This window comes from Anaerobutyricum hallii (assembly GCF_900209925.1).
Classification (GTDB): domain Bacteria; phylum Bacillota; class Clostridia; order Lachnospirales; family Lachnospiraceae; genus Anaerobutyricum; species Anaerobutyricum soehngenii.
In genome coordinates, this window is record NZ_LT907978.1 from 285,757 (window position 1) to 301,469 (window position 15,713).

The window sequence follows — 15,713 nt, forward strand, 5'->3', positions numbered from 1 at the left end:
AAATGAGAGTTTTGTAAAGAGATTTTATTAACAAGAAATCAGGAAATTTATACGACAGGTTGCGAAGTTTTTCATGAAATGCTATTATAAATGAAAATAATATACGAGGAGAAAGGATAGTGTATGAAATTAATAAATAAGTTATCCATTGTAGTGTCTGTATATAATGAAGAGGCAGTTTTGGATAAGTTTTATGAAACGATTCTTCCTATTTTAGAGGGAATTGATAGTGATTATGAGTTGATTTTTGTTAATGACGGAAGTAGAGATGCATCCCCTGCTATCTTAGATAGATTGGCTATGGATTCGAAAAAGGTAAAGGTAATACATTTTTCGAGAAATTATGGACATGAGGCAGCAATGATTGCGGGAATTGATTATAGTTCAGGCGATGGAATTGTATGTATGGATGCAGATTTGCAGCATCCTGTAGAATGTATCCCACAGATTTTAGATACGTTTAATCAGGGATATGAAGTAATCAGCATGGTTCGTACTGCAAATAAGAGTGCTGGATTTGTTAAGAATCTTACATCGGGCTTGTTCTATAAAATACTGAATAAGATTTCAGAGGTACATTTTGAGGAAAATGCTTCCGATTTTTTTGCCATCACAAAGAAGCCAGCGGAAGTTTTAAAAAAACATTTTCGGGAAACTTCACGTTTTCTTCGTGCCTATGTGCAAAGTATTGGATTTAAAAAGACAACCATAGAATACGAAGCACATGATAGAGCAGCAGGAGAAAGTAAGTACAGTATCAAAGGATTGTTTAAGTTTTCGGTACAGGCAATGTTAAGTTACTCAGACCTGCCGTTGAAGATTGCTTCATTATGTGGTACGTTTGCAGGAATTGCCTGTGTATTGTTGATTATTTACTCTATTTATATGAAGATTCGTGTTGGTGCACCGGGGGGCTATACGACAACGGTTGTAGTAATTTGTTTTATGTTTACAGTATTATTTTTCTTGTTGGGAATCATTGGAGAATATCTGGCAGTTATTTTATCAGAAATAAGAAAGAGACCAATTTACTTAGTAAGGGATGCGGTAAACTTTGAAAAAGATCAGGAAAAAGAGAATGAGGATATTTAAAAATTTAAAAGGACATTTTAGTACCATCACCCACCACAAGATGCTGGTAATGAAAACTTGTTTTAAGGTGGGGTTATATAAACAGGGACTTCTCCATGATCTGTCAAAGTATACACCCATAGAATTTATTCCAGGGGTGATTTACTATCAGGGAGACAGAAGTCCGATTAACAGGGAGAAAGAATTAAAGACCTGTTCAAGAGGCTGGCTTCATCATAAGGGAAGGAATCTTCATCATTTTGAATATTGGATTGATTATAGCATTAATCCAACAGGAGGAAAGCTTGTCGGAATGAAGATGCCAAAAAAATATGTAGCGGAAATGGTTATTGATCGTATCAGTGCGAGTAAAAATTATTTAAAAGATCAGTATAATGATGGAAGCGCATTGGCATACTATTTAAACGGAAAGCATATGATGCTTATAGATGACGAGACAGATTATCTGTCAAGATATCTTCTTACAATGCTCGATATGAAAGGAGAAGAATATCTATTGCATTATATGAGGCATACGCTGCTTCGACATAAAAATCGTGATTACCATGTGCGGGATGGAAAGTTGTATTTAGATTAAGTGAAAGGCCATTAGAAGTACAGTATCTGAGCTGGACTGAAGTGGAATTGAAAGGAATCTGCACAGAGTATATGATTGTAGAGTAATATTTTTACAGTAAAGTGGATAATTTTATCTTGAAATTTAGAGATAATTAAGTTATAGTATGTATATACCAGCCTGGAGTGTTCGAGACCCCCTGCTATTTTGAACCTACATTTTTGAACTTGGGAAACTAAATCATTGAAGGGATGGCATGCCTCACCGTTTTGAGAGGACGTCAGATATTTAATTGAAGTTACCCACCTGGCTTTGGCTAGGACTCAAAATCGCAGGCTACGGCATTTTGGGTGTATGCTTTATAGCCGTCTCATGTGAATGAGGCGGCTTTTCTTATGTAAAATATAATGAGGATGGAAAGTATGCCAGCAAGAAAAAGGGTGAAAGATTTATACGAACTGGTTATGGATTTTCTAAAGAAATGCAGTGATGATCATGTGGGAGCATTCGGGGCGATGTCCGCCTTTTTTATACTCCTTTCCATTTTTCCGTTTATGATCTTCCTGTTAACACTGACCAGATATATTCCTTTTTCAAAAGATGACATTATAGTGATATTGACAAGGATGATTTCTTTTGAGGAAGGGTCATTGATCAAAAGTATTGTAAATGAAATTTATCATAAGACAGGAACGACAGTATCTGCAATTTCTATTATTGCAGCATTGTGGTCATCTTCAAGGGGTGTGTATTCGATTGTTATCGGATTGAATTCTGTATATGATATTGATGAGAACAGAAATTATTTTGTAATACGCTTATTTAGTTTGGTGTATACATTATTGTTTGCACTTATGATAAGCGTTATGCTTGTTATGTGGGTATTTGGAAATAGTTTATATCGTTATGTATGTTGGAAGTTCCCGTTTGTGATTCCGATTTTGGGATATTTTATGCATCAGAGGATTTTATTTTCCCTAGTCTTTCTGACATTATTATTTATGATAATTTATAAATGGATTCCAAACAGAACATCTAGTTTTCGAGGGCAGTTTCCGGGAGCTTTGATTGCGACACTTGGCTGGGTGGCAGTTTCTGTAGGCTGTTCGATCTATATGGATAATTTTACGAATTTTTCGTATATTTACGGAAGTATGGCGGGAATCATGATACTGCTTTTATGGCTGTATTTTTGTATGTCCATGGTTTTTTATGGAGCAGAAGTGAATTATTTTTTAGAGAATAAAGATAATTATCATCTTCTTATTCGTACTCTTAGACCAAACTGGCGCAGGCAGCAGAGGGCACAGACAGAGAGGATGCGTCAGAAATCTAAAAGTGAGAGAGCTGATAGGAAGAATAACAAAAATAATAATAAAAATGATAGTAAAAATGATAAAGAAGTACAGATGGAAGAAGATGACAACTCGAAAGAGAAAAACAGGAAACTTTAAAACAGATAATTTTAGAAAGTAGTGAATGACAGAAGGAATTGAAATGTATCATTTGGATAAGAAACAGATTCAGGAGATTACAGATTATATATTTTTAGAAAATAGACTGGAAAGGGCAGATGCGATATTTATACCAGGCTGTGCGAGACCGGAGCATACGGAAGAAGCGGCAAGAGTATATAAAGAAGGATACGCTCCTTTGTTATTGCCCTCTGGCGGTTATACAAAGGTACAGGGAAGTTTTCAGGGTGTTTCAAAAGAGGGGCAAAAATATGGAACAGATTTTGCCTGTGAGGCGGACTTTTTAGAGGCAGTTTTACTTCAGAATGGAGTTCCGGCTTCCGCAATTTTAAAAGAGTGTGAGGCAACCTATACTTTGGAGAATGCAGAAAAGACAAAAATATTGCTTCAAAAGCAGGGAATCCATTTAAAAAAAGCGATATTATGTTGTAAAGCACATCATGCCAGACGTTCTTTCCTTTATTATTCTATGGTATTTCCAGAGGTGGAGATTCTCATACATCCCGTTGTTGTAGATCATGTTTCCCCAGAGGACTGGTATAAAACAGAAGAAGGAAGAAAGATAGTACTTGGAGAGTTTTCCAGAGTTGGACAGCAGCTTTTGATGATGGAAGGACGAATTCAATGGGAATAAAGCACGAAATACCTCTTGACATTAATTTTTCCCTGCGTTACAATGTTATTCATTGAAAAAGCGTTGAAAGTGCGGGCATTCTGCCCACAGTAGAAGTATAATGTACCAGTAGAGAAGGAGAATCATCGGCTGTAAGTTCTTCAAGGCTCCGTTATATTTCGAATTTCCACACTGGAGCTGCATTCCGGAGACTATATATTTTAGAAACTATATATTTAGATAAGGAATGTCGTCTACGCACGTTACGCGTTAATGAGAGCCTGAATACGCTTAATATATCTAGTATATTCGGGAATCAGGGTGGTATCGCGGATTTATTCGTCCCTTTTTAATTTATATTAAAAAGGGGCTTTTTTTATTTAATAGATTCAATAGACAAATCTGTTGGAATTCCCTATTGAATAACGAAAAGCAGCTGCCAGACAACCAAAGTAAATTAATTTAAATAATAAAGGAGTTTATCATGAAAGAGAAAATCGAGCAGATTCGTCAGCAGGCACTTGCGGCAATTGAAGATGCAGCGGGTATGGACAAGCTTAATGATGTTAAAGTTGCTTTCCTTGGTAAAAAGGGACAGTTATCGAGCCTGTTAAAAGGAATGAAAGATGTAGCACCGGAAGACAGACCAAAAGTAGGTCAGATGGTAAATGAAGCACGTGCTGGTATCGAAGAAAAGATGGAAGAAAAGAGAACAGCCATCCAGAAAAAGCTTCGTGAAGAAAAGATGAAGAAGGAAGTTATTGACGTAACTTTACCAGGTAAAAAAGTAGCAGTCGGACATCGTCATCCAAATCAGATCGCATTAGATGATCTTGAAAGAGTATTTATCGGTATGGGATATGAAGTGGTAGAGGGACCGGAAGTAGAGTATGATCACTACAACTTCGAATTGTTAAATATTCCGGCAAATCATCCGGCAAAGGACGAGCAGGATACTTTCTACATTACAAAAGATATCCTTCTTCGTACACAGACATCACCGGTACAGGCACGTATCATGGAAACAGGACGTATGCCAATCCGCGTTATCGCTCCTGGACGAGTATTCCGTTCTGACGAAGTAGATGCAACACATTCCCCATCTTTCCATCAGGTAGAAGGACTTGTAGTAGATAAAGGAATTACATTTGCTGATTTAAAGGGAACATTACAGCAGTGGGCAGAGGAATTCTTTGGACCAGATACAAAGGTTAAGTTCCGTCCACATCATTTCCCATTCACAGAGCCAAGTGCTGAGGTAGATGTATCCTGCTTCAAATGTGGCGGAAAAGGATGCCGTATGTGTAAAGGAAGCGGCTGGATTGAGATTCTTGGATGTGGAATGGTACACCCTAAAGTATTAAGTGACTGCGGCATTGATCCGGAAGTATATTCAGGCTTTGCATTTGGAATCGGACTTGAAAGAATCACTCTTTTAAAATACGAAATCGATGATATGCGCCTCTTATACGAAAACGATGCAAGATTTTTAAAACAGTTCTAGAGCGTGTTTGAAAAATCTCCCACAAATAGTGATGCACATCTTGCGAAAAGCATTTTTAAAATCTGCTCTAGAGTGTGCAGTGTATAATGTGTATTCTGCTTCAAGGATGTTGAGATATTCTTGAAGTGGAAAGGATTAAAAATAACTAATATTTAAATTTATAGATATAAAAGGAGACGAAAATGAATACACCAATTTCATGGATTAAAGCATATGTTCCAGATTTGGATTGTACTGTACAGGAATATGTAGACAAGATGACTCTGTCTGGTTCCCATGTAGAGAATGCAGTATATCTTGATAAAAATCTGGAGAAGATCGTTGTTGGACGAATTGAAAAGATTGAAAAGCATCCAGATGCTGATAAGTTAGTGATTTGTCAGGTAAATGTAGGTGCTGAGGAAGTACAGATTGTAACAGGAGCATCCAATGTATTTAAGGGAGCATTAGTTCCGGTTGTTTTAGATGGTGGATGTGTTGCAGGCGGACATGATGGAAGTCCTAATCCTGAGAATGGAATCAAGATTAAAAAAGGTAAGCTTCGTGGAGTACCTTCTTACGGTATGATGTGTTCTATTGAAGAATTAGGAAGCACACGCGATATGTATCCGGAATCACCAGAAGATGGAATTTACATTTTTGATGAAAGCAGAGGAGTAAAACCAGGTGATGATGCAGTAGCAGCATTAGGACTTCGTGATGCAGTAGTAGAATTTGAAATTACATCTAATCGTGTAGATTGCTTCAGTATGATCGGTATGGCAAGAGAAGCAGCAGCTACATTTGAAAAGCCATTTTATGCTCCAGAAGTAAAAGTAGTTGGAAACGATGAAAGAACAAAAGATTATATTTCTGTAGAGGTAGAGGATACAGAACTGTGTCCAAGATATACAGCAAGAATCGTAAAGAATATTAAATTAGCTCCGTCACCGGAATGGATGCAGAGAAGACTTGCGGCAATGGGTATTCGTCCAATCAACAATATCGTAGATATTACAAACTATGTTATGGAAGAGTATGGACAGCCAATGCATGCCTATGACTTAGATAAGATCAGAGGTCATAAAATCGTTGTAAAACGTGCCAATGACGGTGATGTATACACAACACTTGATGGACAGGAAAGAAAGCTTGATAAAGATGTATTAATGATTAACGATGCAGAAGGTCCTGTTGGTATTGCCGGTATCATGGGTGGAGAAAACTCCATGGTTACAGATGACATTCAGACAATGCTTTTTGAAGCTGCTACTTTTGATGGAACAAATATCCGTCTTTCTTCTAAGAGAATCGGTCTTAGAACAGATGCTTCCGGTAAGTTTGAAAAAGGTCTTGATCCTGAGAATGCATTAGAAGCAATCAACCGCGCCTGCCAGTTAGTAGAACAATTAGGTGCCGGTGAAGTTGTTGGCGGTGTTGTAGATGTATATCCAAATCCTGTAGAAGAAGTAAAGATTCCTTTTGAACCAGCAAAATATAATAAGCTTCTTGGAACAGATGTATCTGAAGAAAAGATGATGGAATACTTTGCCCGCCTGGAAATTGGCTATGATAAAGAAACAAATATGTTACTTATCCCATCTTTCCGTCAGGATTTAAGATGTTCTGCAGATATCGCAGAAGAAGTGGCAAGATTCTTTGGATATGATAATATTCCTACAACACTCCCTCATGGAGAAGCAACTGCCGGTAAGAAGTCTTTTAGTGCAAGAGTAGAAGACGTTGTTATGAATATTGCAGAGCAGAACGGATTCTGCGGTGGAATGTGCTACTCTTTTGAAGGCCCTAAGGTATTTGATAAATTACTTCTTCCTGATAACGATCCGTTACGTCAGGCAATCGTAATCGCAAATCCACTTGGAGAAGATTACAGTATCATGAGAACAGTTGAGTTAAATGGTATTTTAACTTCTTTAGCAGGAAATTATAACCATAGAAATAAAAATGTACGTCTTTACGAGATTGGTAATGTATATCTTCCAAAGGCACTGCCACTGACAGAACTTCCAGAGGAAAGAAAGCGTCTGACTCTTGGAATGTACGGAGAATGTGATTTCTTCCTGTTAAAAGGTGTTCTTGAAGAAATGTTCTTAAAACTTGGTCTTGAAGGCAAAGTTGACTTTGAGCCATCTCAGGAAAAACCTTTCTTACATCCAGGAAGACAGGCACTCATTTATGTGGGTGGAACTTATGCTGGCTTTATCGGACAGGTACACCCTGAAGTGTGTGAAAACTACGATATGAAGTGTGAAGCATACGTAGCGGGAATTGATCTTCCGGTTATCACAGAAAAAGCAACCTTTGACAGAAAGTATGAAGGTGTAGCAAAGTATCCTGCTGTAAACAGAGACTTAAGCCTTGTTATGAAAAAAGAAGTTTTCGTAGGAAGTCTTGAAAAAGTAATGAAAGAAAAAGGCGGCAAATTATTAGAAAGTATTCAGTTATTTGATGTCTATGAAGGTTCACAGATTGAAGAAGGATATAAATCTGTTGCATTCAGCCTTGTATTCCGTTCCCCAGAACGAAGCTTAGAAGCTGCTGAAATCAACAAGATCGTAGATAAGATTCTTAAAGAACTTGAAAAAATGGGAGTTGAATTAAGAGCATGATGAAAACAAGTGATTTTAATTTTGATCTTCCACAGGAACTGATCGCTCAAGACCCGTTAGAAGATCGTTCCTCTTCAAGATTGATGGTGCTTAACAAGGAAAGCGGTGAGATAACTCACCGTATTTTCCATGACATTACAGAATATCTTCAACCGGGAGACTGTCTGGTCATTAACGATACAAAAGTTATCCCGGCACGATTGATTGGAACAAAAGAAGATACCGGAGCACATATTGAAATTCTTTTATTAAAGAGAAAAGAAAACGATGTATGGGAAACACTTGTAAAACCAGGGAAAAAATGTCGTCCAGGTGCAAGAGTTGTTTTTGGGAATGGAGAATTAAAAGCTGAAATCGTTGATGTATTAGAAGATGGAAACCGTCTTGTACATTTTGAATATGAAGGAATCTTTGAGGAAGTATTAGACCGTCTTGGCCAGATGCCTTTACCCCCATACATCACACATAAATTACAGGATAAAAACCGTTATCAGACAGTTTACGCAAAATATCAGGGATCTGCTGCCGCACCGACAGCCGGACTTCATTTTACAAATGAACTGTTAAAACAGATTGAAGATATGGGTGTAAACATTGCTCGCGTAACACTCCATGTAGGTCTTGGAACCTTCCGGCCTGTAAAAGTGGAAAATGTACTTGAACACCATATGCATTCTGAATACTATAATGTAACAGAAACCGCAGCAAAGCTGATCAATGATACGAAAAGGAATGGTGGAAGAATTATCGCAGTAGGTACAACCAGTACAAGAACTCTGGAATCGGTTGCAGATGACAATGGAGTGATTCATCCGGGATGCGGTAATACAGAAATATTCATTTACCCAGGTTATAAATTTAAGGCAATTGACTGTCTTATTACAAACTTCCATCTGCCGGAATCTACCCTTTTAATGCTCGTATCCGCATTAGCAGGAAAGGATCATATTATGGCAGCGTATGAGGAAGCGGTAAAAGAAAGATACAGGTTCTTCTCCTTCGGGGATGCGATGTTTATTTGCTAATTGCTAGGGAGATAGATGCCGTTGAAGAGGAATGCTTTGAGCTGAATTGTATTCAGTCTTCTAAAGAAAAAAGAATTGTTATAAGTTTGATTTTGTTCCGTTGCGCTAAACATTCCATTCTGCCCAGAAAAACAGGAACTTGGGAAAAACGAGTCCCAAGTTCCTATGGTCAGAATTCCATAGCGCAAAGTCGCAAAATGCAATACTTATAACAATTCTTTTTTCTTTATCGTAGTTCTCTTACAATTCAGCATAAAGTTTTATTTCAGCGGCTGGATAGTTTTGATAGCAAATTAGCAATTTATGTATAAGGAGAGAAGGGGATTGTCCAGAGGGCTATGGTTTTTATATAAATTAAAATCTCCATAGGGGAATATTTTTTACTTCTACTTTATGGAGAATTTTTCTTTAGTTAACTCTCATAATTTTCTGGGCAATCCCCGCTATTTCTATCTAAGATTTAAATACTAATTTCCATTTGGAGCCAAAAAACAGAAAAGCAGAAATTTAATATACAATAGAATGTGATGTCGGAGCAAGTAAAAATGCCGTACAGGCATTTTCTACGAAGCGACTATCTTCACATTCTATTGTATATTAAATTTCTGCTTTTTGTCTGTTTAGCTCCTCAAATTAGTATTTTATTCGAGTTCTTTTTTTAGTGAAATCTTTTTAAGAAACAAAAGGAAGTACATATGTTACCCAGAGGTGGCTTAATGGCATGGCAAGTATCATTGCCGGTATCATATCTGCTACAGGAAATTCTTTCACTTTCATCATTCGGAAGCCAGTTGCTACAAGAAGTACTCCGCCACAAGCTTTGAAATCACAGATCATAGTTTCTGTGCAGAATGGATAAATCGCCCCGGCAAGTAAAAAAAGCAGCATGAATACGATAAACTGAGGGATTGCAATTACACAGGTTACAAATCCAAGAACGCAGGCAAAGATTAAAGCGGTTGGAAGATCAAGAATTGTCTTGGCTAAAAGAATACTGTGATCACCAGTCATTCCGGCTGTGATACTTCCGTAGATTCCAGTACCGCTTGCACAAAATAATACGATAGCGGTTACCAGTACACTCTGATATTCTGCATCCTTTGTTCCCTGACCGGGAATGATTTTAGAAATAATCTTTTCCATTCCCATCCCCATGTTTTGTATTATTGTACCAAGATGAATAGCAAGTCCTATTACTGTTCCTAAAATAACAGAAAGGATAACAGCAGGCATGTTTTTCATCAGGGCAATGGAACTAATGCCCATGGTCATCGCACAGGCACCAAAAACTAAATTGAGATTTGTCTTGAAAGATTCACTTAATCGTGGTCCGATAAAGGTACCTAAAATTCCTCCGATGATAATTCCAAGACAGTTCACAATAACTCCAATTGGCATAAAATATATTCTCCTTCCAGTATAAAATGCTGTTAAGGGCAAAATATCTTTTGACCCTAACAATGTAGTATACTAGAAAGGAATATTTTCTGCAACGTCTGCAAGTGGTTCAACACCCTCTTCTTCTCGTTTAGCGAGGAAAGCCTTTAATTCCTGAGCAGGCATATCAAGTCCGGTATATAACTTAAATGCACCGGCTCCCTGCCATAAAAGCATACCTTTTCCACCAATGACATTCTCTTCTTTGCATCCATTTGCAACAGCATCTGCCATAAGCTTAGTTACTAGTGGATGGTAAATAACATCGTACACAACCATATCTTCATGAAATACACTCATATCAGTAATAAGAGACTGCCCATCAAGAGCCGGAGCCATTCCTACACAGGTTCCATTAATGAGAATATCGCAGCTGCGTACTTTTTCATGCATAAAATCTGTGTCACTCAGTGGATGGAATTCCAATTTACACTTCACACCATCCTCCATCATCTTCTGTCCGATAGATGCAACGTGCTCAAGACCTTCATTGCTTCTGTTAAATACAGTGATGGATTTCGCTCCATCTAAGGCACACTGTACCATAATGGCAGTTGCGGCTCCACCTGCACCAAATAAAACAATATCTTTATCTATAATTGATACGTTATGATCTTTTAAATCTAAAACAACACCCATACCATCTGTGATATGACCTGTTAAAACGCCGTTATCGTTGACAATAGTATTAACAGCCCCAACGAATCTTGCAGCATCAGATAATTTATCCATATTGCGGCATACTTCCTGTTTACATGGCATAGTAACGTTGGCACCACGCATATTCAGTCGTCTCATGGCAGCTAAGGAATCTTTTACTTGGGATGCATCAGTATCAAAGGCAAGATAAGCACAATCAATTCCGTAATAATCAAAGCAGAAGTTGTACATAATCGGTGAGCCGGAGTGCTTGATCGGGGTGCCGAATACACCTAATAATCTTGTTTTGCCTGAAATTCTTGTATCCATAATAATTCCTCCATAAATATAATATTAAACCACACTACAATACTTTAAAAATTAACACTTTAAAGCATGTAAGTGCTTGCTTGTTAAAATACCATTTTCTTATGATAATGTCAAGATAAATTATGTAATTTTTAAAAATTCAAGAATGCCCCAGCAGTCTTGCTGCGAGATGCGCGTCATGCATTAAAAAACAGATAATCAGAAATTACTATTTTCTTGCGCATCAACTTTTGGTTTGGTATTATAAAGCCACAGAAAATAGATAGAAAATACAATGAAAAGATATGGAGATTATTATGATAAAGTTAGGTTGCCATGTTGGCATGAGTGGGAAAGAGATGTTTCTCGGATCTGTGAAAGAAGCTCTTTCTTATAATGCAAATACATTTATGATTTATACCGGTGCACCGCAGAATACGCGTAGAAAGCCAATAGAAGAGCTTCGAATAGAAGAAGGATGGGAATTAATGAAGAAAAATGCGATTGATGAGTTTGTAGTGCATGCGCCATATATTATTAATCTGGCGAATACGGTAAAGCCGGAAACATTTGAACTGGCTGTAGACTTTTTGCAGTTAGAACTTGAGAGAACACAGGCTTTGGGATGCAGGACACTGGTTTTACATCCGGGTGCGCATGTAGGTGCGGGAGCAGATGCAGGAATAAAACAGATTATTAAAGGGTTAAATAAAGTATTTGATGCAGATAAAGACGGAACAGTAAATATTGCACTGGAGACAATGGCTGGGAAAGGGACAGAGATTGGGAGAAGCTTTGAAGAAATCGCTGCTATTTATGAGGGCGTAGAGCATGCAGAACGATTGAGAGTCTGTTTTGATACCTGCCATACAAGTGATGCCGGTTATGCAGTAAAAGAAGATTTTGATTATGTTATAGAGACATTTGATAAGATTATTGGAAAAGAACAGATTGCGGTTTTTCATATAAATGACAGTAAGAATCCTCAGGGAGCTCACAAAGACCGTCATGAAAATATAGGATTTGGCGAGCTTGGTTATGAATGTCTGCAAAAAATTGTTTATAATAAAGAGTTTGAACAAGTACCTAAAATACTGGAAACTCCCTATATACCGAATCCAGAAACGAAAAAGAGAGCATATGCTCCATATAAATATGAAATTGCCATGTTAAAAGAAGGTATATTTCAAGCCGATTTAAAAGAAAAAATTTTGGAGGGAAAATAAAATGGACAAAGTAACAGTTACGTATATTAAACATAGTGGCTTTCTTGTGGAAACAAAAGAAAGTTATTTATTATTTGATTATTGGGAAGGAAAGCTCCCAGAACTGCAATACGATAAAGAACTTTATGTTTTTTCCAGTCATGCGCATCATGATCATTATACGAAAGATATTTTTAAATTAGAAAATAAATGTAAAAAAGTTGTTTATGTTTTATCTTCGGATATTAAAAGAGCAAGTAGTTTTTGGAAAAAAGCAGAGAATGTTCTATTTATGAAGCCTCATGAAGAAAAAGTCATAGATGCATGTACAGTGTCTACACTAAAATCTACAGATGAAGGAGTTGCATTTCTTGTAAAAACAGAAGGAAAGACAATTTATCATGCAGGAGATCTTCATTGGTGGGATTGGCCGGGAGAGCCGGAAGAAGATAATAAAATGATGGAACGGCAATATAAAGAAGAATTAGAATCTTTAAAAAAAGAAAGCATCGATTATGCATTTGTTGTTCTCGACCCAAGACAGGAAGAATCAGAAACTCTTGGAATAGATTACTTTATAAAAAATGTCGGAGCACGTTTTATTTTTCCGATGCATTGTTGGGAACAGTATGATATTATTGAAAGATACAAGAGAAATAATGACAGGAAGTTTCTTACAGGACAGATTATGGATATTACAGGGCAGGAACAGCAGTTTATCCTGGAGTAAGTTTTATCTGTTAAAAAGTCCTAAAAGAAATAATACAATGAAAAAGACAACAGTGACATGGTAATATAAAGATAACAATTACTATATCAGGAAGAACAGAAAGGAAAAATTTAATTATGGAAAAGAAAGTTATCGTATCAGAAAAGTCCCCCGCTGCAATTGGACCATATTCACAGGCAATAGAGTATAATGGTCTTATATATACATCAGGAGTTATTGGTGTGAATCCGGCAACAGGTGAAGTCGGAGCTACGATCGAAGAACAGACAACACAGGTTTTTGAAAACTTAAAAGGACTCCTTGCTGATGCCGGAAGCAGTCTGGATCAGGCTATTAAGACAACCGTTTTCATTAAAAATATGGACGATTTTGGAAAAGTAAATGAAATTTATTCCACCTATTTTACAGGTGCATTTCCGGCACGTTCTTGTGTAGAAGTAGCAAGACTTCCAAAAGATCTGTTAATTGAAGTTGAAGTGACTGCGATCAAAGACAGATAATTTTACCACACCTCAATTTATATAAAGAGATTTTTTGTTGGATTTCAGCTAGAATTGCCGATGCTTTGATAATTGAAGACTACTCTGAAATGTGATAAAATAAAACTAATAGAAATAGCTTTTTTCTTAATTGAGAAGGGGAAAGTTAAACATATCAGGTATAAGTATGGAGGAGGAGTAGAAACATATGGTACACGCGGAATTGACTATTATAAATGAGCAGGGAATCCACCTTGGACCAGCGAATAAGATTGCCAATTTGGCGGATCGTTATGATTGTCAGATCCATTTCAAGACAGAATATATGGATGTGAATGCCAAAAGTATTATTAACTTGATTAGTGGAACATTCCGACAGGGAGATGTTATACAATGTGTGTGTGACGGACCGGGTGAAAAAGAAGCATTAGAAGCAATGAAAGAAATATTAGCAAAAGATTTAGAAGAATAAATACGAATTTCCATCTGGAGCCGAAAAGCAGAAAACCAGAAATTCCATATAGAATTTCTGGTTTTCTGTTTTTCGGCTATTTATCTTTAATGAGCTTTTTCATAATTTTTTAAGGCTATTAAGGCTTTTCTTGATAGTGGGTACAGCATTATGATATTAAAAATCGTCATCAATCCGATGCCTACATCACCTAAATCCCATACAATAGTATAAGTAGCAAGTCCTCCGACAAAGAGCATTACAAGTGCGAGAACTTTGTAAGCAGTCTGAGAGAACCAGTTGTCTCCGAATAGATAAGCTACGTTAGAACGGGCATAAAAGAGAATGCCGATAAAAGTGGAGAAACTGAATAACCATAAAGTGATGGCAATAAAGATTACTCCAAATGTACCTAAATGGTATTCCATTGCTTTTTGTAACAAATCCATTCCAACAAGTCCTTTTGTAAGACTAGTTGGTGTAAGAAGCATGATCATAGCAGTACAACTGCAGATCATAAGTGTATCAATAAAAACTCCTAATGCCTGTGTTAATCCCACTTTAACAGGATTATCAGAAACAGCAGCGGCTGCCGCACAAGGGGCCGAACCTGAACCGGCTTCATTAGAGAAAAGTCCTCGTTTGATTCCGTTCATGAGAACGGCGCCAAAGCCGCCACCGGCTACCTGACGGAGTCCAAAAGCTTCAGAAAAAATACGTGAAAATACTCCGGGAAGCTGTGTGATATTTGTGATAATGATAAACAATGTAATCAATAAATAACATCCTGCCATAATCGGAACAATAATATCCAAAACCTTTACCGTTGCATTTTTTCGAAGAACAATAATCGCGGCAAGTGCTACGAGAACAATAGTGGTGTAAAGCGGTGGAATATGAAATGCATTTTTGAATGCAGATGCTACAGAATTACTTACAACCTGGCTGATACCACACCAGCATATTAAACCGGAAATGGCAAAAAGTACGGAAATAAGAACGTAACGTTTTTGCTTTCCTGTTTTTTCTTCAAAATAACGGTGAATGTAATAAGCCGGACCACCTCGATATCCTCCGTAAAGAGGATCCTTTTCTTTATAGATCTGCGCTAAGGTTGCCTCGATGAATGCTGTGGATGATCCGATAAGAGCTGTGAGCCACATCCAGAAAACTGCACCGGCACCCCCGGCAGAAATTGCGGCAACGACACCGACCAGATTTCCCATTCCAACACGTGTTGCCGTAGAAACGATTAGTGTCTGTATGACAGAAAGTGCACTTTTCTCATCTCCTTTTTTTTCAAAAAGAGCTCCTACCATATCTTTAAAAAGACGTATTGGTAGAAATCTTGTCCGGATCGTGAAATAAAATCCGGTAGGAATTAGTAAAATGACTAAAAGAGAAAGGGAGAGAGTTCCGCCGCCAGGTAGAGGCAGTGTGAGCAAATCTCCCCATAAAAAATTGTAGACTGTTTCAATTATTTTGACCATATTCGTTTATATCCTCCTAAAAATAGTATATAATTTCTCGTCTGTTTTGTAAATAAATAGTTGACAGAATATGAAAAATGGAATAAAATGTAAAATAAA

The 15,713-nt window shown here is 37.2% G+C and carries 14 protein-coding genes and 1 other RNA gene; 12 read left to right on the forward strand and 3 right to left on the reverse strand.

From position 1 onward, the window contains the following. Positions 1-123 precede the first annotated feature (123 nt). The 8 genes from EHLA_RS01280 (at position 124) to queA (ending at position 8,874) form a co-directional block, all read left to right on the forward strand. Positions 124-1,092: a glycosyltransferase family 2 protein gene (locus EHLA_RS01280; RefSeq protein ID WP_154581476.1), complete on the forward strand. Its 969-nt coding sequence runs from the start codon at positions 124-126 to the stop codon at positions 1,090-1,092. Further along, positions 1,079-1,669, forward strand: coding sequence for a DUF5662 family protein (locus EHLA_RS01285; RefSeq protein WP_021906692.1), 591 nt, complete (start codon positions 1,079-1,081; stop codon positions 1,667-1,669). Before EHLA_RS01280 ends, EHLA_RS01285 begins: the two co-directional genes overlap by 14 nt. A gap of 153 nt (positions 1,670-1,822) precedes the next feature. Beyond that, positions 1,823-2,004, forward strand: a non-coding RNA gene (gene ssrS / locus EHLA_RS01290) — 6S RNA. A 66-nt stretch (positions 2,005-2,070) separates the two neighbouring features. Beyond that, positions 2,071-3,102, forward strand: a complete 1,032-nt coding sequence (locus tag EHLA_RS01295) for a YihY/virulence factor BrkB family protein (RefSeq protein WP_157908529.1) — start codon at positions 2,071-2,073, stop codon at positions 3,100-3,102. A 25-nt stretch (positions 3,103-3,127) separates the two neighbouring features. Further along, on the forward strand, positions 3,128-3,757 hold the full coding sequence (locus EHLA_RS01300) for a YdcF family protein (RefSeq protein ID WP_096239020.1): 630 nt from the start codon (positions 3,128-3,130) through the stop codon (positions 3,755-3,757). 463 nt (positions 3,758-4,220) lie between these two features. Then, positions 4,221-5,240: a phenylalanine--tRNA ligase subunit alpha gene (locus EHLA_RS01305; protein WP_021906689.1), complete on the forward strand. Its 1,020-nt coding sequence runs from the start codon at positions 4,221-4,223 to the stop codon at positions 5,238-5,240. A gap of 182 nt (positions 5,241-5,422) precedes the next feature. Beyond that, the gene (gene pheT, locus EHLA_RS01310; protein WP_096239021.1) at positions 5,423-7,849 is read left to right on the forward strand and encodes a phenylalanine--tRNA ligase subunit beta; all 2,427 of its coding nucleotides are present in this window, start codon (positions 5,423-5,425) and stop codon (positions 7,847-7,849) included. After that, positions 7,849-8,874, forward strand: coding sequence for a tRNA preQ1(34) S-adenosylmethionine ribosyltransferase-isomerase QueA (gene queA, locus EHLA_RS01315; RefSeq protein ID WP_096241517.1), 1,026 nt, complete (start codon positions 7,849-7,851; stop codon positions 8,872-8,874). The genes pheT and queA overlap by 1 nt, the downstream gene beginning before the upstream one ends. A 672-nt stretch (positions 8,875-9,546) precedes the next feature. Here queA and EHLA_RS01320 read toward each other — a convergent pair. Further along, positions 9,547-10,272, reverse strand: a complete 726-nt coding sequence (locus tag EHLA_RS01320; RefSeq protein ID WP_096239022.1) for a DUF554 domain-containing protein — start codon at positions 10,270-10,272, stop codon at positions 9,547-9,549. A 72-nt stretch (positions 10,273-10,344) separates the two neighbouring features. Continuing rightward, complete coding sequence (gene aroE / locus EHLA_RS01325; RefSeq protein ID WP_096239023.1) at positions 10,345-11,280, reverse strand: shikimate dehydrogenase; 936 nt, start codon at positions 11,278-11,280, stop codon at positions 10,345-10,347. Between the two features lie 296 nt (positions 11,281-11,576). Here aroE and EHLA_RS01330 point away from each other — a divergent pair, with 296 nt between their 5' ends. The 4 genes from EHLA_RS01330 to EHLA_RS01345 all read left to right on the forward strand — a co-directional run bounded on the left by EHLA_RS01330 (position 11,577) and on the right by EHLA_RS01345 (position 14,145). Next, positions 11,577-12,485: a deoxyribonuclease IV gene (locus tag EHLA_RS01330; RefSeq protein WP_330399834.1), complete on the forward strand. Its 909-nt coding sequence runs from the start codon at positions 11,577-11,579 to the stop codon at positions 12,483-12,485. Position 12,486: 1 nt separating this feature from the next. Then, positions 12,487-13,194, forward strand: a complete 708-nt coding sequence (locus EHLA_RS01335) for an MBL fold metallo-hydrolase (RefSeq protein ID WP_096239024.1) — start codon at positions 12,487-12,489, stop codon at positions 13,192-13,194. A gap of 116 nt (positions 13,195-13,310) precedes the next feature. Then, positions 13,311-13,694, forward strand: a complete 384-nt coding sequence (locus EHLA_RS01340; protein WP_021906682.1) for a RidA family protein — start codon at positions 13,311-13,313, stop codon at positions 13,692-13,694. Between the two features lie 187 nt (positions 13,695-13,881). After that, entirely contained in the window at positions 13,882-14,145 is a 264-nt protein-coding gene (locus EHLA_RS01345; RefSeq protein WP_096239025.1) for an HPr family phosphocarrier protein, read from the forward strand. Positions 14,146-14,231: 86 nt separating this feature from the next. On the opposite strand, the gene EHLA_RS01350 is transcribed toward EHLA_RS01345, so the two are convergent. Next, positions 14,232-15,614: an alanine/glycine:cation symporter family protein gene (locus EHLA_RS01350; RefSeq protein WP_096239026.1), complete on the reverse strand. Its 1,383-nt coding sequence runs from the start codon at positions 15,612-15,614 to the stop codon at positions 14,232-14,234. Between the last annotated feature and the right edge of the window lie 99 nt (positions 15,615-15,713).